Consider the following 21,599-nt stretch of genomic DNA (forward strand, 5'->3'; position numbering starts at 1 on the left):
GTGATTATCCTTGTGATTGAAAGACGAAGTTGCCGGCTGCCAGCCAGGCGCTGTCGCTCTGTGGGGTATGTACCCGTCCGCAGAGCACGTTGCGGTAGTGGCGTTCCAGCGGGTTCTGTCGGCTCAGGCCATGATTGCCGGTCAGCTCGAGCGCAATATTCACCGCCTGAATGGCGTTGTCGGTGATGGTGACTTTCGCCAGATTGGCCTCGATAGCGGAAAAGCGCAGCGCGGCGGCCTGCTCCAGCAGGCTGCGGTTGACCAGCAGCAGCCCGGCGATCTGCCCGACTTTCTCCTGCACCCGTGGCAGACGAGAGAGCGGATGACCGAGACCGACGGGTACCCGTCCCGCCAGCCACCTCACCAGCCAGTCGTGAGCGGCGTGGGCAATGCTGTCATAGATCGCCGCCAGCAGCGCCGTCTGCCGGTTGGCGAACAGGCGAAACGGTTCGGCCTGGGCGGCGGGTGGCGCATCGGCCGGCCAGACATCCACCGCGTGCTCTGCCGCCACCCGCACGTGGTTAAAAATAACTTCATGGCTGCCGGTGGCCCGCATCCCGGCGTGATCCCAGCTTTTCACCACGCTGATACCCGGGCTGTCGCCAGCCACCAGCCAGGTGCCCACCAGCGGCGGGTTATCATCGCTTCTGGCCCACACCGCCAGCCAGCGCAGCCCTTCAATGCCGGTGGTATAAATTTTATGGCCGCTGATGTCCCAGCCCTCCGCGCGACGGGTCGCCACGGTGTCCGGCAGGCCGCCCCGCGCCGGGGATCCCAGCTCCGGCTCGACGCGCAGGCTGTTGATCAGGCCACCGTGTTCGACTGCATCGTGAAAAACCTGCTGGCGCAGCGGCGCGTGCCAGGCGTCATTTTCCGCCAGCCGCAAATGGTGCAGATACTGCATGCAGACAATCAGCGCTGTCGCCGGCTCTCCCCAGGCGATGGCGGCGATGACCTGCTGCAGCTGGGCCAGAGTGGCGCCCGCGCCGCCGCAGGATGACGGCACGGCGAGACTTAACCAGCCCCCCGCGCGCAGATGGTCGATATTACGCTGGGGAAAGTCGCCGCTGGCATCAAGGCTGGCCGCCTGCTCCGCCATCTGCTGGCGGAGCGCCGTCAGCTGCCGGGCCCAGTCGTCGCGCTCAGGATGGATCACGATGCGCGCTCCGCCACCGCACGCCGGGCAGCTTTTTCCCGGGCGATCGGCAGCAGCGCCCGGCCATAGTCGGCCGCGTCGTTCAGCGGATCGAAGCCGCGGATCAGGAAGTTACGCACGCCGAGGTCGTAGTAATCGAGCAGCGCATCCGCCACCTGCTCCGGGGTGCCCACCAGGGCGGTGGAGTTATGTCCGCCGCCCACCAGTTGGGCGATGCCGGTCCACAGACGTTTGTCCACCACCCTGCCCTGCGCCGCGGTGGCCCGCAGCCGCTGGGCGCCGATGCTGTCCGGTTTGGCTTTGAAACCCCCTCCGCGCTGTGCCGCCTGCTCGGTGGCGACGTGCAGGATATGCTCGGCTTTCTCCCAGGCTTCGGCTTCGCTGTCGGCGATAATCGGCCGGAACGAGACGCTGAAGCCGATATCACGCTGGTGTTTCGCCGCTTCGGCGCGCACGCGCTGGATGGTCTCTCCGGTTTGCGCCAGCGACTCGCCCCACAGAGCGAAGACGTCGGCATGTTTGCCGGCGACGGCGATGGCAGCTTCCGACGAGCCGCCGAAGTAGATGGGAAGATGCGGTTTTTGCAGCGGGCGAATGGCGGACCAGGCCTGCTCGGCCTGATAAAAATCGTTGTGAATATCCACCGGCTGCTCGCTGGTCCACACCTGGCGCACGGTGTCGAGGAAGGCGTCGGTGCGGGCGTAGCGCTGGTCGTGGTCGAGATAATCGCCATCCCGGCGCTGCTCGGCATCGTTGCCGCCGCTGATGATATGCACCGCCAGCCGGCCCCCCAACAGGTGCTCAAGGGTGGCGAATTTGCGCGCGGCGAGGGTTGGCGAAACAAAACCGGGGCGATGAGCCAGCAGGTAATGGATTTTCTGCGTCGACAGCCCGGCCAGGGCCGTCACCAGAAAGCCGTCGGGTTGATCGGACCAGTGGCCGACCAGCAGACGATCAAACCCGGCGGCTTCATGGGTTTGCGCAAAGCGAACGATATAGTCGCGGTCAAAGATCGGCCCCACCGGGGCAATCGTTTCGGAAGAGAGGCGGTGGCCAATCATGCCGAGAAACTGAATGCTCATGAACAACTCCTTGCGTCAGGGTAATGGAGTGGCCGCGACAGCGGCGCTGGTCATTACCCTATACAGAGTGTGTTAATGAGCAAAATGCATTTTTATCATATCTTAATATGCTGAATTAGCATTAAACAAAAATGCATAGTGCTTTCAGTCGGATACTGTCAGCTGCTGCACCACTTTGCTGGCGAAAAAGGTCAGCGGCGGCTGCAGGTTTGCCAGATACTGGGCGTGGATCAGCCACAGTGAGACCGCAGGCTGAAAATCGCTGAGATTGAGGACCGCGATCTCGTCCCGCCACGGGCTGCTGGCCAGCGCCGCCCGCGGCACCAGACCCAGCCCCTGTCCCTGCGCCACCAGCGCTATCTGCAGCTGCGCGCCCGCGCTTTCGACATTAAGCTTCAACCGCAATCCCTGACTCTGCAGCTGGCGAATAAGCCCGGCGCGCAGGCCACAGCCGTCGGGGTTAAGGATCCAGCCCTGTTCGGCGCACTCCCGCAGGGATGACGCGCACAAATTCAAACGCCGGCCGACGATCGGCACCACCTCCAGGGGACACAGCAGCCGTCCGCTGTAGCCCTCGGCGAAGCTTTGCTGGGCGGGCCCCATCGCCAGCATGCCGTCCAGCTCGCCGTTTTCCAGCCGGCGCTGCAGCTGTCCGCTCCAGCCGCAGGTGATCTGCGGCGACAGTCCGGGAAACTGCTGGCTCAGCGCCGACAGCGCCGCCGGCAGGGCAATCTCGCTGAGACTCTGCGGCACACCGAGACGCAGCGCGCCGCGCGGCTCGCCTTGCGGATCCAACAGGCTGTAGAGTTTTTTCGTCTCACGCTTAATGCTCAGACACTGCTCGTACACCCGGTGTCCGGCGGCAGTCAGGGTCAGCGGGCGGGTCTGGCGCTCCAACAGCGTCACGTTCAGCTCCTGCTCCAGGCGCTGCAGGCGCCGGGTGATGGCCGACTGGGTGATCCCCAGATATTCCGCGGCCTGATTGAGGGACGAAAACTGCACCGTGGCCAGCAAAGCGTCGATATCGTCAATGCGCATAGGATCCTTATGTGAAATTTGCATATTAATATATGCGTAAATTGCATTTAAATAATATTAACGCCTCTGTTAGCGTTTTGACCAGTCCCTCTCACAGGAACCGCACATGACTGCACCACGACTGGAAAAATTACGCCATTTCATTCATGAGGTAGACCGCCTGCACCGTGAACACCACCAGACCGCCCCGCTGCTTGACGCCGTGGCGCAGCGGCTGGCGGCGCTGGTGCGTTACGACGACTGGCTGCCGGAAGAGTACACCCTGCCGCATCCGCACCATTACCAGCAGTATCTGCTGCATGCCGACTCCGGGGAGCGCTTCTCGATTGTCAGCTTCGTCTGGGGACCGGGGCAAGCGACGCCGATCCATGACCACCGGGTGTGGGGGGCCATTGGTATGCTGCGCGGCGCGGAGGAAAACCAGCGCTACCAGCTGGATGCCGATGGCATCCCGCGCGCGCTGGGCGCCGCCACGCTTCTGGAAGCAGGCCAGGTGGAGAAAGTCTCCGCTGACGATGGCGATATTCATCGCGTCAGCAATGCGCTGGCGGATCGCGTCTCCATCAGCATTCACATCTACGGCGGCAATATCGGCGCGGTGAAGCGCGCCGTGTATAGCCCGGAAGGGCAGCAGAAACCGTTTATCTCCGGCTACTCTAACCGCCATTTACCCAATATCTGGGATTTGTCCCGCGAACATCAAGGATAACCACTATGCCCACCTACGCTTATCGCCAGGCCGCCGGGATACGCCAGGCGCTGCTCGATCGTCGTGAACTGGCGCTGATCGACGTCCGCGAAGAGGCCGATTTCGCCACCGATCATCCGCTGTTTGCCGTCAATCTGCCGCTCAGCAAACTGGAGCTGGAGGTCCGCCGGCGGATACCGCGCTTCACCACCCCGCTCACCGTCTACGACAACGGCGAAGGTCTGGCGGAGATCGCCGTCGAACGGCTGCGGGCCTGGGGCTATCAGGATGTGGCCCTGCTGACAGAGGGGCTCGCCGGCTGGCGCCGCAGCGGCGGCGAGCTGTTTCAGGACGTCAACTCCGCCAGTAAAGCCTTTGGCGAGCTGGTGGAAAGCGTGCGTCACACGCCGTCGCTCAGCGCCCAGGAGGTTCAGGCGCTCATCGACAGCCGGCAGGAGGTGGTGATCGTCGACGCCCGGCGCTTCGATGAGTACCAGACCATGAGCATCCCCGGCAGCATCAGCGTGCCCGGCGGCGAGCTGGCCCTGCGGGTAGAGAGCCTGACGCCCTCCCCGCAGACGCCGGTTATCGTCAACTGCGCCGGACGCACCCGCAGCATCATCGGCACCCAGTCGCTGATCAACGCCGGCGTGCCAAACCCGGTCCATGCCCTGCGCAATGGCACTATCGGCTGGACGCTGGCCGGCCAGACGCTGGCGCACCAGCAGCAGCGGCAATACGATCCCTCCGCCCGCGCCTCCGGCGTCCGGGCCGCTGAGGTGGCGCATCTTGCCGAACGGGCCGGGGTGGCGGTCATCGATGAGGCCACGCTGCAACGCTGGCTGCAGCAGAGCGACCGCACTACCTTCCTGTTTGATGTCCGCAGCCCCGAGGAGTACGCGGCGGGTCACTATCCCGGCAGCCTGAGCGCGCCAGGCGGCCAGCTGCTGCAGGAGACCGATCACTTCGCCAGCGTACGAGGGGCGCGAATTGTGCTGCTGGATGACGATGGCATCCGGGCGGCGATAACCGGCTCGTGGCTGGCGCAGATGGGCTGGGAGACGGCGCGGCTGAGCGCGCTGTCGGCCAGCCAGTTGAGCGAACGCGGGGTGCCGGCCGCCGAGGTGCCGCCCGGCCCGCAGGCGGAGGAGATAAGCCCGGCGCAGCTGGCGCAACAGCTGGACGAACCCGGTACGGTGGTGCTCGATTTTACCACCAGCGCCAACTTTGTCGCTCGCCATATCCCCGGCGCGTGGTGGCTGACGCGCTCGCAGCTGCGCCAGGCCCTGGATGTGATCCCTCCCGCACAGCGATACGTGGTGACCTGCGGCAGCAGTCTGCTGGCCCGCTACGCGGTGCCGGAGGTGGCGGCCTTGACCGGTAAACCGGTGCAGTTGCTTACCGGCGGGACGCTGGCGTGGATCGCCGCCGGTCTGCCGCTGGCGCATGGCGATAGCGGCCTCGCCGTCGAGCGCCGTGACCGCTATCGTCGTCCGTACGAAGGAACCGATAATTCCGCCGAGGCCATGCAGGCTTATCTGGAGTGGGAGTATGGCCTGGTGGATCAGCTGGCCCGCGACGGCACCCACGGTTTTCGGGTGCTCTAGCGCGAGCGCGCCTCAGGCCTCGCGCAGGATCCACGAATACTGAAAGCTCTTCGGCGCCGGAAAATGGGTCCGGCGTCGGTAGGAGCCCAGCGACTGCGGGGTGCAGTAGGTGCAACTCCCCAGCCATTCAACGCTCGCCGGCGACACTCCCGCCTCTGCGAAGATCGCTTCGGCAAAGGCGCGCAGATCAAACCACAGATTATCGCTGCCGCGTGCGGCGGCTTTGAGCGGATCGCTGACCGGGCCCGAACGGGAATGAAACAGCCGCTGGCGATGGCGGGCCACCCGATCACCGCCGGGCTGGTCCAGCAGTTGCTGATAAAATCCGGCGGAGACTTCGTAACAGCAAGGGTGAATATGCGGCCCCACGGCGATGACCAGATCGGCCAATGCCACCCCCTGCTGGCGAAAACAGGCCAGACTATTATCGACAATGCCGCTGACCAGCCCCTGCCAGCCGGCATGCACGCTGCAGACGGAGCGACCGTCGCGCGAGGCGATCAGCATCGGCAGACAGTCGGCGGTCACCACCCCCACCTTTTGCCCGGCTACCGCGGTAAACACCGCGTCGGCGTGCGGGCGCGTCGGCAGCGGCTGCTGATAATGATGAACCTCATTACCATGCACCAGCTTCACCGGAGCCAGCTCGGCATAGGGAAAGGCGGCGGTTTCGTGGACATCGAGAAAAGCGTGGCGGATGCCAGGGATAGCATTGAGCAAACGGGAGGTGTAAGCCATAGGGACGATAAGCGTCAGGGAATGATGTCTTACCATAGGCCAGGTGACGCGGACAGGCAAGGCGGCGGCCCGGCATTTTTTTGCCAGACCGCCGGATGCGTCTCAGACAATCGCGGCGCGCTGCTGACGATGCATCAGCCAGAACACCGCCACGCCGGCCAGCACAATGCCGGGCGCCGAGGCCGCCATCACCCCGATGGTGCCGGTGCCGAGGGCCAGCATCTTGCCGGCCAGCAGCGGGCCGCTCATTGCGCCAAGACGGCCCACCGCCACGGCGGTGCCGACCCCGGTGGCGCGGATCGCTGCGGGGTAAAAAAGCGGCGCCAGGGCATAGAGTACGCTCTGGCCGCCGGTGGCGAACAGCCCGGCGACAAACCCCGCCAGCAGCATTCCGTTTAGCGACGACGCGCTGCCCAGCGCCAGCAGGGAAGCCAGAATCCCGCTGTAGATCAGGAGCGACATCCGCAGCGGGGTGAGCTTATCCATTAGCGCTCCCAGCAGCAGCGTGCCGCAGGCGGCGCCGATCTGCAGAGAGAACATCACCCCCGCCGCCTGGCTGGCGCGGAATCCCTGGCCCACCAGCAGCATCGGCAGCCAGTTGATCAGCATATAGACCACCAGCAGGGTGAAAAAATAACCCAGCCACAACAGCAGGGTGGCGGCGGCATGCCCTGGGGCAAACAGGGTGCGCAGCGGCACGCTGGCCTCCGCGCGCTGAAACGCCTGCGACTCCGGTAGCCAGCGCATCAGCAGCGGGATCAGCAGTAACGGGACCACGCCGCCAATCCAGAAAATAGTCTGCCAGGCCGCGGCGAGACCGGAAAAGCCCAGCGCTGCCGCCAGCGCGGCGCCAATGGGTACGCCGCAGTACATCAGGCTTACCGCCCGGCCGCGGAAGCGTGAGCCAGCGGCTTCCGAGGTTAAGGCAATCAGGTTAGGCAATGCCGCCCCGAGCCCGACGCCGGTGAGCAGGCGCGCCAGCAGCAGCGTCGGGAAGCTCCATGCCACCGCGGTGGCCAGCGAGAACAGGCCAAACAGCAGCACCGACCCCAGCAGAATGCGCTTGCGCCCGTGGCGGTCCGCCAGCATGCCGCCCACCAGCGCGCCAGGCAGCAGGCCGAGGATCCCGGCGCTGAAGATCCAGCCCATCTGCATTTTATCCAGCGCAAAGGCCTGCGCCATGCCGACGGCGGCGATCCCCGCCGCCTGCAGATCCAGCCCTTCCATCAGGGCCACCATAAAACAGAGCCCGATGGTAACCACCAGGCGCGAGGGGTTTGCAGTCGTTATCTTGGTCATAGGGTACCTTGGCGATAGCCGAACAAACGGAGCAGGTGACTGGCGGCTGATGCTTTGTCAGCCGCACGTTTTTCGTTATTTATTGCGGTTAAGCAGATCCAGTGCGACGTCGACGATCATATCTTCCTGGCCGCCGACCATCCGCCGCTTGCCCAGCTCGACGAGAATATCCACCGCGCTGAGGCCATAGCGCTCGGCCGCCGCTTCGCTGTGGCGCAGAAAGCTGGAGTAGACCCCGGCGTAGCCCAGCGCCAGCGTTTCACGGTCGACACGCACCGGGCGGTCCTGCAGCGGCCGCACCAGATCATCGGCCGCGTTCATCAGGGCGTAGAGATCGGTGCCATGCTGCCAGCCGAGCTTGTCGGCGGCGGCAATAAATACCTCCAGCGGCGCATTGCCCGCCCCCGCCCCCATCCCGGCCAGGCTGGCGTCAATGCGATCGCACCCCTCTTCCACCGCGACGATCGAGTTCGCCACCCCGAGGCTCAGGTTATGGTGGGCATGCATCCCGGTGGCGGTCTCCGGCTTCAGCACCGCCTTCAGGGCACGGAAACGGTCGCGAATGTCGTTCATGTTCATCGCCCCGCCGGAATCCACCACATAGATACAGGTCGCGCCATAAGATTCCATCTTCAGCGCCTGCTGCGCCAGTGCCTGCGGGGAGAGCATATGGCTCATCATCAGAAAACCGACGGTGTCCATTCCCAGCTCGCGGGCAAAGGCAATATGTTGCGCCGCGACGTCCGCTTCGCTGCAGTGGGTGGCGACCCGCACCACCCGCGCTCCGGCCTGATACGCCGCTTTCAGATCGTGCAGCGTGCCGATGCCCGGCAGCAGCAAGGTGGCGATTTTCGCCTGGCTGACCGCCTCCGCCGCCGCTTCAATCCACGCGATGTCGCTGTGAGCGCCAAAGCCGTAGTTGAAGCTGGATCCCTGCAGGCCATCGCCATGGGCCACTTCGATGGAGTCGACCCCAGCCTTATCCAGCGCGCCGGCGATCTGCTGCACCTGCGCCAGGGAATACTGGTGACGAATGGCGTGCATGCCATCGCGCAGCGTCACGTCCGAGATATAAAGTTTTTTACCGTTCATGCTGTCGCTCCCGCCGCGCTGTGCATTGCCCCGGCCATTTGCTCCGCCGTCGCCAGCGCCGCCGAGGTCATAATATCGAGGTTGCCCGCGTACGCTGGCAGATAGTGCGCCGCCCCTTCCACTTCGAGGTAAACCGCGGTTTTCAGGCCGGAAAAACAGCCGACGCCGGGCAGGTTGACCGGCTTATCCTCGGGGATAACCTCAAACTGCACCTGCTGCTTCAGCCGGTAGCCTGGGACGTAAGCCTGCACTGCCGCCGCCATTTCGGCGATCGAGGCGGCAATCGCCTCCTGCGACGCCAGCTCGCTCAGTACGTAGACGGTATCGCGCATCATCAGCGGCGGCTCCGCCGGGTTCAGTACAATAATCGCTTTGCCCTTGCCCGCGCCGCCGACTTTTTCAATCGCCTGCGAGGTGGTTTCGGTAAATTCGTCAATATTGGCCCGCGTGCCCGGTCCGGCGGATTGGCTGGCGATCGAGGCCACGATCTCCGCGTAATGCACCTTCGCCACTCGCGAGACCGCGGCGACCATTGGGATGGTCGCCTGCCCGCCGCAGGTCACCATATTGACGTTGCCCTGATGGAGATTGGCCGCGAGGTTGACCACCGGTACGCAGTACGGGCCAATCGCCGCCGGCGTCAGGTCGATGACGCGGATCCCCGGCTTCGCTTCGCGCAGCGCGGCATCGTTTTTGATGTGCGCCCCGGCGCTGGTGGCGTCAAAAACAAAATCGATGTCGGCAAATTCCGCCATCTGCATCAGGCCGCCCACCCCTTCGTGGGTGGTCGCGACGCCCATGCGCCGGGCGCGGGCCAGGCCATCCGACTGCGGGTCGATGCCGACCATCACCGCCATCTCCAGATGCTGGCCGTGGCGCAGGATTTTAATCATTAAATCGGTGCCGATATTCCCGGAGCCGATAATGGCGACTTTACGTTTACGCATCACGATGTCCTTCTCCGGCGGCGACGAAACGTGCCGCGACTGAGCCAATACCTTCGATATGGGCGACAAAGCTGTCCCCTTCGTTAATCGCCACCATCGGGCCTAACGCCCCGGTCAGCACGATATCCCCCGCCCGCAGCGGTTCGCCGAGACTGGCCAGCTTGCGCGCCAGCCAGACTGCGGCGTTCAGCGGATGTCCCAGACACTCGCTGCCGCGACCGCTGGAGACCAGCTCCTGGTTGCGGGTCATGTGCATGGCGCACTGCTTCAGATCCAGTCCTGCCGGGCGCTGCGCTGGGCCGCCAATGACGTACAGGCCGCAGGAGGCGTTATCGGCGACGGTGTCGACAAAGCCGATTGACCAGTCGCGAATGCGGCTGCCCACCACCTCCAGCGCCGGCAGCACCCATTCGATGGCGTTATACAGCTCATCAAAGGTGGTATCGGCATGCGGCAGATCCTGCTTCAACACCAGGGCGATCTCGGCTTCCACTTTGGGCTGCAGCACGCGGCCAAACGGCACCTCGGCGTTGTCGCCGTAGCACATGTCGGCAAACAGAGTGCCGAAATCCGGCTGGTTGACCCCCAGCTGCTGCTGCACTTTGGGATGGGTCAGGCCCACCTTGCGGCCCACTACCCGCCGGCCATGGGCCACGTGGTGCTGGACGTTCAGACGCTGGATGGCATAGGCGGCGTCGGCATTGTCGACGCCGAGGATATCGCGCAGCGGGGCGATCGCCTGGCCGGTCTGTTCCGCGTCGCGCAGCTGCCGGGCCAGCGCGTCAAGAGAAAAAGTCATCATTTACTCCTTAAGCCCGTGCGAGGAAATTGAGCACCAGCTGATTAAAACTGTCGGCATGTTCCCACTGCGCCCAGTGGCCGCAGTCGCGGTAAATATGCAGTTCCGAACCGGCGATCCCAGCGAGCAGGCGCAGCCCGGCGTCCATCGGCACGAAGCGGTCGTTGCGTCCCCAGACGATCAGGGTTGGCGCGCTGATTTCGCCCAGCCGCGGGCCAAAGTCAGGAAACTGCTTCGGGTTGGCTTCGAGGCTTTTGACGAAGTTGTCCAGATGATCGCGACGCGACAGCATATTGTTGAGACGCGCCTCGAACAGCGCCTCGGTGAGGTCGCGGGTGTCGAAGACGAAGATGCTCATCATCTTCTTCAGGTTTTCTATGGTCGGCTCGCGGTACAGGGCGTTCAGCAGCTTGATGCCCTCCGTCGGCATCGGCGTAAACAGGCTCATGCCGCCGGTCCCCCCGCCCATCAGCACCAGCTTCGCCACCCGCTCCGGCCAGCTCAGAGTGAAGGCCACCGCGCTATGGCCGCCCATCGAGTTGCCCAGCAGATGGACTTTATCGATCCCCAGCTGATCGACCACGCTTTTCAGAATCCGGGCGTTGAGGTCCGAACGCGAGCCGCTGTTGACGATAGCATCGCTTTTGCCCCACCCCGGACAGTCGAGGAGCAGCACGCGATAGCCCGCCTCGACCAGCGGGTCAATGTTACGGCTGAAGTTGGCCCAGCCGGTGGCCCCCGGCCCGGATCCGTGCAGCATGACCACAGTCTCTTTCCCGTCGCCGCAGTCATTGATATGGATGCGCAGCGTGCGGCCCCCCTCGTTGGCATTGAGGAATCGGCTGGTGGCGGCTTCGGTTTGCGGTTGATAGCTCATGTTAGTCTCCCGGTTAATCAAATCTCGGTGGTGGCGCTCAGCGAGCCGAACCCGGCGATCCACTCGGGGATCGGCCGGTAATAGCGGCCCTCACTGCGCCAGCGGCCAAAAGCGGATAGCGCGGCAAAAGCGGCCACCCAGCTCTTAATTTCGTGCGTCGATTTCCCGGCCATCGCCGACAGCTCGTCGTTGCCGATCGCATCCAGCTCCGCCAGCCGCCCCTGCTCCAGCAGGCTCATAAAGCGGTTGTCCCAGACCGGGTTGAGGGGATGGAGCGAGTGCGGGTCTTCGGTAAACCGTCTGGCGGCGTTGATCACCCGCTGCTGGCGCAGCTCGCGCTCGTCCGGCGGCAGCTGTTTGCCACTGCCAAGCAGACGGTCACGCAGATGGGCGTCGGCCTTCGCCAGCTCCGGCACCGGCGGCTGGTGCGAGAGTCCGCCCGAGCCGAGGATCAGCACCCGCTTATTGAGGGTATTGAGAAAGCGGCCCATCGCCTCGCCCAGCAGCCGGGCACGTTGAAAACCCGGCAGCGGCGCGGCGACGCCGTTAATAAACACCGGCAGCACCGGCACACGGTCCAGGCCACCCAGCAGAAACTCCAGCGGCTGGGCGAAGCCATGGTCCACCTGCATGTTGTACGACACCGCCAGGTCGATACCGCTGTTGATCACGGCGTGGGCGCAGGCTTCCGCCAGCTCGGTCGGCACTGGCAGGTCGCCGGCGGCGCTGGCGAAGTCGCCGATGGCGGTGGCGCCGACGCCGAGGCAGAACGGCGGCATCACGTCATAGAAAAAACCGTTGTAGTGATCGGGAGCGAAGAGCACCACCAGCTCGGGCTCGAAAGCGGAGATCCGCCGCCGGGCGTCAGCAATCACCCCGTTCACTTCATCAAGGACCGCCTGCTCCGGGTCCACGAATCCCACCAACGGAGTGTGGGAGAGACAGTGCAAATAGGCATCCATATCAGGCCACCTTCTCTTCAGTGCGGGCGGTATCCCCGGTTGCGAGGGTCATTTTTTCCGCCAGGGCGGTCAGCTGTGCGCCGAGGGTCTGCGGGATGGCGAGAGCGGCGACAAAGCGGTCCGGTCTGACCACGGCAATGGCGGTGTTATGCTGAGCAAACCAGCTCTTCAGGCGATTTTGCGTATCGCCTACCTGCAGCGTGCCGGGGGCGTTATCCTGCTCGCGATGGATCTGCACCGCCGGCACCACCTGGATAAAGCGCACGCCAATCGCGCGCCAGCGTGCGATCTGCCCGGCGTCGAGCCCCCACTGCGGGTTGCAGCCCCAGCCGATAATGGCGAAATTCGCGCCGATGACGTCGTCGAGCAGCACGCTCTCGCCGCTCTCCAGCGTCACCTGCGGTTGAATAAACATTTTGCCCACCGGCGAGGTCTTGCCGGCGGCGTCGATCAGCAGCGCCCCCTCGCGGTACTGCGGCATCGGCTTAAAGCGCATTTCGAGGAAGTAGCGCTTCACCGGCGGCAGGTAGTTCAGCAGCCAGGAGAGACCGTCGCGCACGGCCCCCTGCCAGCGCTTCGGCGGCGCCAGCACGTGGCCGGCGGTGACCGACAGATCAATCATCGCTTTCGCGTGGTCGCGGCGCTCCTGCTGATAGCTGTCGAGCAGCGCCTCTCCCGCTTTACCGTTGACCACCAGCGCCAGCTTCCACGCCAGGTTGAAGGCGTCGCGCATGCCGCTGTTGTATCCCTGCCCCTGCCAGACCGGCATGATGTGCGCCGCGTCGCCGGCCAGCAGCACCCGGTCAATGCGAAAGCGCTCGGCAAGGCGGGCATTATGGGTGTAGACCCGCTGGCGGATCAGCTCGACGCGGTCCGGGTCCGGCAGCACTTTGCTCAGCAGACGACGCATATTGTGCGGCTCGCTGAGCTGGGCTTCGGTTTCTCCGGGCATCACCATAAATTCAAAGCGGCGCACGCCATGGGGCAGCGCGGCGGAAACGTAGGGTCGCACCGGGTCGCAGCACAGGTAAACGTGCGGGGTGGCCAGCGGGTCGTTAGCGATATCGATGACGATCCACTGATTCGGCGCGGTCTTGCCTTCGAAGGGGACGTTCAGCGTACGACGAATAAAGCTGGCGCCGCCGTCGCAGGCCACCAGCCAGTCCGCGCGCACCGTCTCCCGCTCGCCGTCCGGTCCTTTAAGATTTAACGTGACACCGTCACCGTTCTGGCTAAAGGCTTCTACTTCGCGGGAGAAGAGGCAGCGGACCTGCGGGAAACGCTGCAGGCCGTTATACATCACCGCATCGACCTGCGGCTGAATGAAGGCGTTGCGCCGCGACCAGCCAAACTCATCGGTCATCGGCTGGATATCGGCAAAGCAGCGCCCCTTCGGGGTCAGAAAGCGCATGGCGTGCCACGGCGTGGTGTGCGGCAGCACGTCGTTCACCAGCCCTACCGCCTGCATCGCCCGCAGGGATTCATCGTCAATGCCGATGGCCCGTGGGTAATCGATCAGTGTGTCGAGCTTTTCCACCAGCAGCACGCTGATGCCCATCTGGCCAAGGTAGTTGGCCATCATCAGGCCAACCGGACCGGCGCCGGCGATGGCGACCTGAGCGGTATGCTGCACGGCGGGTTGAATATCGGGTGTAGATGTTGTCATTTTCAGCGACCTCACGACTCGGAAACTGCCCGGCTGACAGGCAATTTGTTAATCATGTGTAAACGTATTTTTATAATGGGCTGAGTATAGGGCGGGGGTTTTCGGCTACAATCAAAACATCGCCGAATGTGCACCAGGTGCACAACGCTGTTTATAAAGCATTTTAAGGAAGGATTTATGCGTGACGATGGGTCCACTGAGTACAAAACGGTGCGTGGGTTAAGCCGGGGTTTATTGTTATTAAAATTGTTAAATAAATTCGACGGCGGCGCGACGCCGGGCCTGCTGGCGGAGTTTAGCGGCCTGCATCGCACCACCGTGCGCCGGCTGCTGGAGACGCTGCAGGAGGAGGGTTTTGTCCGCCGCAGCCGCTCCGACGACAGCTTCCGGTTGACCATTAACGTCCGCCAGCTGAGCGATGGATTTCGTGACGAACATTGGATTTCTGCCCTCGCCACACCGCTGCTCGGCGAGCTGCTGCGCGAGGTACAGTGGCCCACGGATATCACCACCCTCGACGTCGACGCCATGGTGGTGCGCGAGACTACCCACCGCTTCAGCCGACTGTCGTTTCACCGCGCGATGGTCGGACGGCGGCTGCCGCTGTTGCTCACCGCCTCCGGGCTGACGTGGCTGGCCTTTGCCCCCGACGCGGAACGCGATGCCATCGTCAGCATGCTGGCCGCCCGTCCGGAAGCTGAGTATCAGCTGGCCCGCGAACCGGAACGGCTGGCGGCGATCCTCGCCCGCACCCGCCAGAACGGCTACGGTGAAAACTTCCGCGGCTGGCGGCAGGAGGAGAAAATCGCCTCCATCGCCGTGCCGGTCTGCAGCCAGCAGCGGGTTATCGGCTGCCTGAATCTGGTCTATATCGCCAGCGCGATGACCATTGAGCAGGCGGCGCAGAAGCATCTTTCCGCCCTGCAGAGGGTGGCGAGTCAGATAGAGGCCCGCATGGAAGAGGAAGAAGTGTGGTACGAAATGCCTTAATCGTGATGAGGGTAAATGCGATCACCCATTGCGCCCGGCTTCGTTATATACTTTAATACATAACGAATTTTTCACGCCATTCGGGCCACACCATGTCAAAACACCCCTTACTGCTGGGCCTGACGCTGCTCAGCGCCAGCCTGTTCACCGGCCAGGCCTTTGCCGACCGCACCGTCACCGACCAGCTGGGTCGCCAGGTCACGCTCCCCGACCACATCACCCGCGTCGTGGTTCTGCAACATCAGACGCTCAACCTGCTGGTGCAACTGCATGCCGCAGAGGATATCGTCGGCGTCTTAAGCAGCTGGCAGAAACAGCTCGGGCCGCAGTTCGCCCGCTTTATGCCTGAGATCGGGCAACTGGCGACCCCGGGCGATCTCACCCAGGTCAATATTGAAAACCTGCTGGCGCTGCGTCCGCAGGTGGTTTTTGTCGCCAACTATGCGCCGCCGGCGATGATCGCGCAGATCCAACAGGCCGGGATCCCGGTGGTGGCCATCTCGCTGCGCCAGGACGCCGCCGGGGAAAAAAATAAAATGAACCCTACCATGGCTGACGAAGAGCAGGCCTATAACGCCGGGCTGGTGGAGGGGATCCGCCTTATCGGCGAGGTCGTCGAGCGCCAGCCCGAGGCCGAGGCGCTGATTCACTACACCTTTGCGGCGCGCAAACAAGCCAATGCGCCGGTGGCCGATATTCCCCAGAACCAGCGGGTGCGGGTGTATATGGCCAACCCCGATCTGAATACCTACGGCGCCGGTAAATACACCGGGCTGATGATGGCGCACGCCGGGGCGCTGAACGTGGCGGCCGCCAGCGTAAAAGGCGCCCGTCAGGTGTCGCTGGAGCAGGTACTGGAGTGGAACCCGCAGGTGATCTTCGTCCAGGACCGTTATCCGCAGGTGGTCAAACAGATAGAGAACGACCCGCAGTGGCAGGCGATCGATGCGGTGAAACACCACCGCGTGTGGCTGATGCCGGAGTACGCCAAAGCCTGGGGTTACCCGATGCCGGAGGCCCTGGCGCTGGGCGAGCTATGGATGGCGAAAAAACTCTATCCTTCGCGCTACCAGAGCATCGATGTGGACAGTAAAGCCAGGGATTACTATCAGCGTTTTTACCGCGTGGCGTGGACGCCAGATGCGCGCTAACCACCATCCCTGGCGGTTGCAGGGTAGCCTGGCGCTGGCGACGCTGGCGATCGCGGTCGCCTCGCTCTGTTTCGGCCAGTACCCGTTAAGCCTGCGCGCCGTTGGCCACACCCTGGTCCATTTGCCGCCAGGTGAAGGGGTGATCGGGCAGATCGTCTGGTCGGTTCGCCTGCCGCGCGTGGTCATGGCTCTGCTGGCCGGGGGCGCGCTGGGGCTGTGCGGCGCCACCTTGCAGGGCGTGTTCCAGAACCCGCTGGTGGACCCGCACATCATCGGGGTGACCGCCGGCTCCGCCTTCGGCGGCACGCTGGCGATCCTGTTGGGCGTCGGCGGTCTGCTGATGATGGCCTCGACCTTTTTCTTCGGCCTCATCGCGCTGGGGCTGATTTACGCCCTCGCCGCCCTGCAGGGGCGGGACAGCACGCTGGGGCTGATTCTGTCCGGGATCATTCTCAGCGGCTTCTTCGCCGCGCTGGTCAGCCTGATGCAGTACCTCGCCGATAGCGAAGAGACGTTACCGAACATTGTTTTCTGGCTGCTCGGCAGCTTCGCGACCGCCAGCTGGCATAAGGTTCTGCTTATGTCCCTGCCCATGGCGCTAGCCGCCGGGGTGCTGTGGAAGCTGCGCTGGCGTATCAACCTGCTGGCGCTGGAGGAACGCGATGCCCGCAGTCTTGGCGTTCCGGTGGCCGCGCTGCGTCGCGGCGTGCTGGTGTGCTGTGCAGTGCTGGTGGCAGCCCAGGTGGCGGTCAGCGGCAGCATCGCCTGGATGGGGCTGGTGGTCCCGCACCTCGCCCGTCTGCTGGTGGGCGCTGACCATCGTCGCCTGCTGCCCACCGCCTTCTGGCTTGGCGCCGCGCTGATGCTGGTGGTGGACGATCTGGCGCGCACGCTGACCCAGGCGGAAATCCCGATCGGGATCATCACTGCCCTGCTCGGGGCGCCGCTGTTTACCTTTTTACTGGTGCAATCCCGGCGCCGGAGTACCGCCCGATGAACAGCTCATTATCGCTGGAAGCGCTACGCTACGGCCACCGTCAGCCGCTCTTCGCCCCGCTCACGCTGACCTGCCGGCCCGGTGAGATCTGGGCGGTGCTGGGCGCCAATGGCCGGGGAAAAAGTACCCTGCTGGACACCCTGACCGGCGTGTTGCCGCCGCTGGGCGGCCAGGTGCAGTGCGAGGGGGGCGTCGCCCTGGTCCCGCAGTCGTTTCGTCCCGCTTTTCGCTGGCGCGTGAGCGATGTGGTGCTGATGGGCCGCGCCCGTCATGTGGATCTCTTTGCCCAGCCGGGCGAGGAGGATGCCCGGCGGGTTGAGAACGCGCTGGCGCAGCTGGGGATTGCCGCCCTGGCCGGGGATGACTTCGGCGCCCTCTCCGGCGGCCAGCAGCAGCTGGTGCTGATTGCCCGCGCGCTGGTCAGCGCCAGCCAGAATATCCTGCTGGATGAGCCCTGCTCGGCGCTGGACCTCGGTAACCAGCAGGTGGTATTGCAGCTGATCGGCGACCTCGCTCACCGCCAGGCACGCACCGTCCTGTTCACCACCCATGATCCAAACCATGCGCTGCAGGTGGCCAGCCATACGCTGCTGCTTCTGCCGGAGGGCCAGTGGTTGGCAGGCGAGACCGCCGACGTGCTGAGCGAAACGCACCTCCGGCAAGCGTACGGCCTGCCGGTACGTCTGATCTACCATCCAGCGTCCGCGTCCCCTCTGCTGGCGCCGGGGTTTACTCTGCGTCGCTGAACGGCATAAAACCCGCCTGCCGGAGATACCCCTGGCCAACGTCGCCGAGGATAAAGCGATACAGGGCCAGCGCGGCGGGATCCGCCCTGAGGCGCGCCAGCTGGTAATCGCAGCGAATATTCCACGGCGCCGGGATGGTCAGGGTACGCAGATCGTCGCAGGCGGCCAGCGCGGGGCCATAGTGCGCGTAGCCGATAAACAGATCCGCCAGATTCTGGCGAATAAGCCACGCGCCGGCTATCTCGCCCGGCGGCACGCTCAGTGAGTCTCTGCCGCCGACCCGCGGCTGCGCCCGCCCGGCTATCGCGTTGCCCAACCCAGGATAGTGCGCCTCAATTCGGGCAAACAGTTGCCAGGTATAATCTCCCGACGGATCGCATCCCGGCGTGGAGGTCGCCAGCCGCAGGCGGGGCGTGCTGAGCAGCGCCAGCCAGTCCAGGCCATCGTTGTCCGGCGACCGCCGGGCGGTCAGCATCAGCTGGTTGCCGGCAAATCCCTGGCATTCCTGCGCCAGACCGGCCTGCAGCAGCGCCTGCGGGTGCGCCGCGTTGGCGGACGCAAAAACCGCGCACGGCGCCCCGGCCTCGATCCGCTCGCGCAGCAGGCCGGCAGGGCCAAACTGCGCATCGACCGCCAGGCCAGTGTGCTGCTGAAAGTGCGCCACCAGCGGCAGGAAAGCGCTTCTCAGGCTTCCCGCCGCCAGCAGCGTGAGAGGAGTGGACATCATAGAGAGTCGCTATAAACCGGATAACATAACGCTATATTACCCGGTTTGCCGTCGCGTCAGTAGCGAATTTCCGCCAGCGCGCGCAGCTGCTCTGGAGTGGCTACCGGCAGGTCGAAAAAGCGCAGATAAGCGGGGATCATTTCAAACAACATGTCGGTCCCGCGCTGGATATGGCACTGTCGCGCCTGAGCGGCCCTCAGCAGCGGGGTGTACTCCTGGGTCATCACCACCTCCCCCACCCAGGTGCCTGGCGCCAGACGGTCAACGTCCAGCGGCAGCGGATCGCTGGCCTTCATCCCCAGCGGGGTGGCATTGACCACCAGCTCGTGTCCGACAGGGTCGTGCCGCATCAGGGTGATATCGAGCTGCGGATAGTGCTGATGCAGCCGTCCGGCGAGGGCGTGCGCCACCTCGGGCCGGGTATCGTACAGGGTCAGGGCGCTGACTCCCGCCGCTGCGAGAGAGGCGGCGATAGCCGATCCCACCCCGCCGCTGCCGACCACCAGCGCCCGCGTCCCCTGCGGATTAAACCCTTTACGACGCAGGCCCAGCACAAAGCCGTCGCCATCGAACATATCCCCGGAGAGGCTGCCGTCGGCCTCGCGACGGATGGCATTGCAGGCGCCGGCGATGGCCGCCGTCGGGCTCAGGCGCTGGACCAGATCGCAGGTGGCGATTTTATGCGGCATCGTCACCAGCGCGCCGATGATGTTGGTCATCGTAAACAGCGGCGGAATAAACGCGGCGTAGTCCTCCGGCCTGACCCCCATCGGCACCACCTTTACGTCCACCTGCTGGTCGACGAACCACGGGTTATAGATCATCGGCGCCTTAAAACTGGCGGTCGGATAGCCAAGGTGCGCTATCAGCCGCGTATTTCCACTAATCACCATGCCTTGCTCCTTTGCTTACTGCGATAACTCGATACGTTTGACGTCGCCGAGGATAAACAGATAGGCCACCACGCCCAGCAGCGCGGCGCCGCCGATGTAGATCAACGCGTAGAAGAAATTGCCGAACCCGGCAACGATAAAGCCGATCACCAGCGGGGTGAGGATCCCCGCGAGGTTGGCGCAGAAGTTAAACAGGCCGCCGGTCAGGCCGCCCAGCCCCTTCGGGGCAATATCGGAGATCAGCGTCCAGCCGAGGCCCACCATCCCCTGGCCAAAAAAGGCAAACGACATCACCAGGATCACCGCCAGGTCGCTCTGCAGCCAGTTGGCGGTAATGATGCAGCTGGCCATCAGCAGACCGGCGACGATCGGCAGCTTACGGCCAAGGTTGGCCGACCCGGTGGCCTTGAGCAGTTTGTCGGAGATCCAGCCGCCAAACATCACCCCGCCCGCGGCGGCGACAAACGGCAGGATGGAGAAGAAGCCGACCTTCAGCCAGGGCATATGCCGCTCGGTGGCCAGCCAGGTCGGGAACCAGGTGAGAAAGAACACCAGCACGGTATTGCCGGCAAACTGGCCGATGCTGGCGCCGATGATCTGCCGCTTGCTCAGCAGCTGGCGGACCAGCGGCCAGCTGAACGCCACCTGCTGGTCCGTCGGGGCGCTCAGGCCGCCGCCGTTTTCGATATGCTCGCGCTCCTGCTGGCTGAGGCGCGGATCTTCATGCGGTTCGCGGTAGCAGCGCCACCACACCAGGGCAAACAGAATACCGACCGCGCCGACGCTGACGAACAGCACCCGCCAGCCAAAGCCGTCCATGATCCAGAACAGCAGCGGCGCAAAGCAGGCCAGCCCGAGGTATTCCCCTACCGTGTACACCGCTGTGGCTTTCGCCCGCTCATGCTGCGGGAACCAGGCGCTGACCACCCGGCTGTTGACCGGAAAGCACGGCGCTTCGCTAATGCCGAGTCCGAAGCGGCACAGCAACAGTGTTTTCAGCCCCACCGCCATGCCGTGGAACAGGGTAAACAGCGACCATAGGGTCAGCGACAGAAAATAGGTCACTTTGTTGCCAAAGCGGTCAAGGAACAGCCCGCCGGGGATCTGCGCCAGGGCATAGGTCCAGGCGAAGGCGGAAAAAAGGATACCCATGATCGCCGGGTCGATCCCCAGCTCACCGGTGAGCTTTGGGGCGGCGATCCCCAGCACGGTGCGATCGAGGTAGTTGATCATGGTACCAATGGCCAACAGCGCAAGGATGCCGATGCGCCGCCGGGAGCGGCGCACGGTGACGGCAGGCTGGGCGGCAGCCGTCGGGTTAGGGCTATATGAGCTCATAGTCAGTTCCTGTCTCGGGTACAGAGGATGTTGTTATTGTGTTTAAAGCATAATGAACCATTTGATTCGGGCTAACAATACTGCATCGCCGCCAGACGGACGGCGGCATTCGCCGCGCCATAGAGCGCGTAACCGGCCCGTCGTTCGGTTAATTCAAAGAAAAAGCGCCCGGCGGTAAAGGGGCGGGTATAAAGATGCAGGAAGGCCCCGCCCTGCGGATCGCGGTCGTAGAGGAGCTGCCGCCGCTGCAGTTGCCCAACGTCCAGCTCGCCGCCGAAGCGCGCCAGCAGATCGTCATAATAATTGGCCGGGATCGGCAGCGCATGGCGGGCAACGTCGGCAAGCTGGTCGCAGGTGGCCGGCAGATCGCGGCAGGCAAAGGCCGCATGCTGCAGCCCTGCCCCCTGGTAGCAGGCGACCGAGCGGGCAATCTGCGTCGCCCGGCTCTGCGAAATATTCAGCGCCAGACGGATATCGCCCTGCGGGCTGCGCACCGCCAGACTGCGCACCAGTCCATACGGGTCCGGCAGCGTCTGCTCATGCTCAAGGGTAAAACCAAACACCGTGCGGAAGAACATCACCCAGTTGTCGCGGCTGTCGGCCTCCATCCCCAGCGCCAGATGGTCGATACCGAGATAATCCTCGCGCACCGTCAGTCCGTCGCGCAGATGAAAATCGCGCTCATAGATCCCTTCCCCGGCCTCGATGAGATAGATAAGGCTACCGTCCGGGGCGCAGATCGCCGGGATCGGCGTTTCGTTCGGCCCGGCATCGCCCTGCCAGGTGGCATACCCCAGCGCGCGGGC

The 21,599-nt window shown here is 64.2% G+C and carries 20 protein-coding genes and 1 pseudogene; 6 read left to right on the forward strand and 15 right to left on the reverse strand.

Features of this window, described 5'->3' with window-relative positions; genetic code table 11:
• Nucleotides 1-4 precede the first annotated feature (4 nt).
• From CW267_RS17025 to CW267_RS17035, 3 genes and pseudogenes are all read right to left on the reverse strand, one after another.
• Nucleotides 5-1,156: an acyl-CoA dehydrogenase family protein gene (locus CW267_RS17025; RefSeq protein WP_012967946.1), complete on the reverse strand. Its 1,152-nt coding sequence runs from the start codon at nt 1,154-1,156 to the stop codon at nt 5-7.
• Nucleotides 1,143-2,238, reverse strand: a pseudogene (locus CW267_RS17030) (LLM class flavin-dependent oxidoreductase). Before CW267_RS17030 ends, CW267_RS17025 begins: the two are co-directional and overlap by 14 nt.
• Nucleotides 2,239-2,382: 144 nt before the next feature.
• Entirely contained in the window at nt 2,383-3,276 is an 894-nt protein-coding gene (locus tag CW267_RS17035) for a LysR family transcriptional regulator (protein ID WP_032741111.1), read from the reverse strand.
• Between the two features lie 106 nt (nt 3,277-3,382).
• Between CW267_RS17035 and CW267_RS17040 the strand changes: the two genes are divergently transcribed.
• Nucleotides 3,383-3,985 (forward strand): cysteine dioxygenase, encoded by a 603-nt coding sequence (locus tag CW267_RS17040; RefSeq protein WP_046881209.1) that lies wholly within the window; start codon nt 3,383-3,385, stop codon nt 3,983-3,985.
• Between the two features lie 5 nt (nt 3,986-3,990).
• Nucleotides 3,991-5,571, forward strand: a complete 1,581-nt coding sequence (locus CW267_RS17045) for a rhodanese homology domain-containing protein (RefSeq protein WP_047666647.1) — start codon at nt 3,991-3,993, stop codon at nt 5,569-5,571.
• A 12-nt stretch (nt 5,572-5,583) separates the two neighbouring features.
• On the opposite strand, the gene CW267_RS17050 is transcribed toward CW267_RS17045, so the two are convergent.
• The 8 genes from CW267_RS17050 to CW267_RS17085 all read right to left on the reverse strand — a co-directional run bounded on the left by CW267_RS17050 (nt 5,584) and on the right by CW267_RS17085 (nt 13,951).
• Entirely contained in the window at nt 5,584-6,309 is a 726-nt protein-coding gene (locus CW267_RS17050; protein WP_038422708.1) for a polyphenol oxidase family protein, read from the reverse strand.
• Nucleotides 6,310-6,411: 102 nt separating this feature from the next.
• The gene (gene mhpT, locus CW267_RS17055; RefSeq protein WP_040968611.1) at nt 6,412-7,608 is read right to left on the reverse strand and encodes a 3-(3-hydroxy-phenyl)propionate transporter MhpT; all 1,197 of its coding nucleotides are present in this window, start codon (nt 7,606-7,608) and stop codon (nt 6,412-6,414) included.
• A 75-nt stretch (nt 7,609-7,683) separates the two neighbouring features.
• Nucleotides 7,684-8,700, reverse strand: a complete 1,017-nt coding sequence (mhpE, locus tag CW267_RS17060) for a 4-hydroxy-2-oxovalerate aldolase (protein WP_043875125.1) — start codon at nt 8,698-8,700, stop codon at nt 7,684-7,686.
• Entirely contained in the window at nt 8,697-9,647 is a 951-nt protein-coding gene (gene mhpF, locus CW267_RS17065; RefSeq protein ID WP_023297812.1) for an acetaldehyde dehydrogenase, read from the reverse strand. Before mhpF ends, mhpE begins: the two co-directional genes overlap by 4 nt.
• The gene (gene mhpD, locus CW267_RS17070) at nt 9,640-10,446 is read right to left on the reverse strand and encodes a 2-keto-4-pentenoate hydratase (RefSeq protein ID WP_012967940.1); all 807 of its coding nucleotides are present in this window, start codon (nt 10,444-10,446) and stop codon (nt 9,640-9,642) included. Before mhpD ends, mhpF begins: the two co-directional genes overlap by 8 nt.
• A 10-nt stretch (nt 10,447-10,456) precedes the next feature.
• Nucleotides 10,457-11,323 carry a 2-hydroxy-6-oxonona-2,4-dienedioate hydrolase gene (gene mhpC, locus CW267_RS17075; RefSeq protein WP_047666651.1) on the reverse strand — a complete coding sequence of 289 codons (867 nt, stop codon included), beginning with the start codon at nt 11,321-11,323 and terminating at the stop codon, nt 10,457-10,459.
• A gap of 17 nt (nt 11,324-11,340) precedes the next feature.
• The gene (gene mhpB / locus CW267_RS17080) at nt 11,341-12,285 is read right to left on the reverse strand and encodes a 2,3-dihydroxyphenylpropionate/2,3-dihydroxicinnamic acid 1,2-dioxygenase (RefSeq protein ID WP_047666652.1); all 945 of its coding nucleotides are present in this window, start codon (nt 12,283-12,285) and stop codon (nt 11,341-11,343) included.
• 1 nt (nt 12,286) lies between these two features.
• Nucleotides 12,287-13,951: a bifunctional 3-(3-hydroxy-phenyl)propionate/3-hydroxycinnamic acid hydroxylase gene (locus CW267_RS17085; protein WP_100780938.1), complete on the reverse strand. Its 1,665-nt coding sequence runs from the start codon at nt 13,949-13,951 to the stop codon at nt 12,287-12,289.
• Nucleotides 13,952-14,128: 177 nt separating this feature from the next.
• On the opposite strand from CW267_RS17085, the gene CW267_RS17090 reads away from it, so the two are divergent.
• From CW267_RS17090 to CW267_RS17105, 4 genes are all read left to right on the forward strand, one after another.
• A complete protein-coding gene (locus tag CW267_RS17090) occupies nt 14,129-14,941 on the forward strand; it encodes a DNA-binding transcriptional regulator (protein WP_023340341.1) in 813 nt (270 codons plus the stop codon).
• Nucleotides 14,942-15,033: 92 nt separating this feature from the next.
• Nucleotides 15,034-16,092 carry an ABC transporter substrate-binding protein gene (locus CW267_RS17095; RefSeq protein ID WP_100780939.1) on the forward strand — a complete coding sequence of 353 codons (1,059 nt, stop codon included), beginning with the start codon at nt 15,034-15,036 and terminating at the stop codon, nt 16,090-16,092.
• The gene (locus tag CW267_RS17100; RefSeq protein WP_016161290.1) at nt 16,082-17,089 is read left to right on the forward strand and encodes a FecCD family ABC transporter permease; all 1,008 of its coding nucleotides are present in this window, start codon (nt 16,082-16,084) and stop codon (nt 17,087-17,089) included. Before CW267_RS17095 ends, CW267_RS17100 begins: the two co-directional genes overlap by 11 nt.
• On the forward strand, nt 17,086-17,835 hold the full coding sequence (locus CW267_RS17105; RefSeq protein WP_038422714.1) for an ABC transporter ATP-binding protein: 750 nt from the start codon (nt 17,086-17,088) through the stop codon (nt 17,833-17,835). Before CW267_RS17100 ends, CW267_RS17105 begins: the two co-directional genes overlap by 4 nt.
• On the opposite strand, the gene CW267_RS17110 is transcribed toward CW267_RS17105, so the two are convergent.
• The 4 genes from CW267_RS17110 to CW267_RS17125 all read right to left on the reverse strand — a co-directional run.
• Nucleotides 17,819-18,562: a substrate-binding domain-containing protein gene (locus CW267_RS17110; protein ID WP_012967935.1), complete on the reverse strand. Its 744-nt coding sequence runs from the start codon at nt 18,560-18,562 to the stop codon at nt 17,819-17,821. The two genes, CW267_RS17105 and CW267_RS17110, sit on opposite strands and share 17 nt — an antisense overlap.
• Nucleotides 18,563-18,618: 56 nt before the next feature.
• Nucleotides 18,619-19,455: a shikimate dehydrogenase family protein gene (locus CW267_RS17115; protein ID WP_100780940.1), complete on the reverse strand. Its 837-nt coding sequence runs from the start codon at nt 19,453-19,455 to the stop codon at nt 18,619-18,621.
• 15 nt (nt 19,456-19,470) lie between these two features.
• On the reverse strand, nt 19,471-20,793 hold the full coding sequence (locus tag CW267_RS17120) for an MFS transporter (RefSeq protein WP_012541401.1): 1,323 nt from the start codon (nt 20,791-20,793) through the stop codon (nt 19,471-19,473).
• A 71-nt stretch (nt 20,794-20,864) separates the two neighbouring features.
• Nucleotides 20,865-21,599, reverse strand: a 735-nt coding sequence (locus tag CW267_RS17125) for a 4-hydroxyphenylpyruvate dioxygenase family protein (protein ID WP_206054919.1), incomplete at its 5' end; no start/stop codon positions are given.

It is taken from the genome of Klebsiella sp. X1-16S-Nf21, from assembly GCF_002837615.1.
Taxonomy (GTDB): domain Bacteria; phylum Pseudomonadota; class Gammaproteobacteria; order Enterobacterales; family Enterobacteriaceae; genus Klebsiella; species Klebsiella variicola.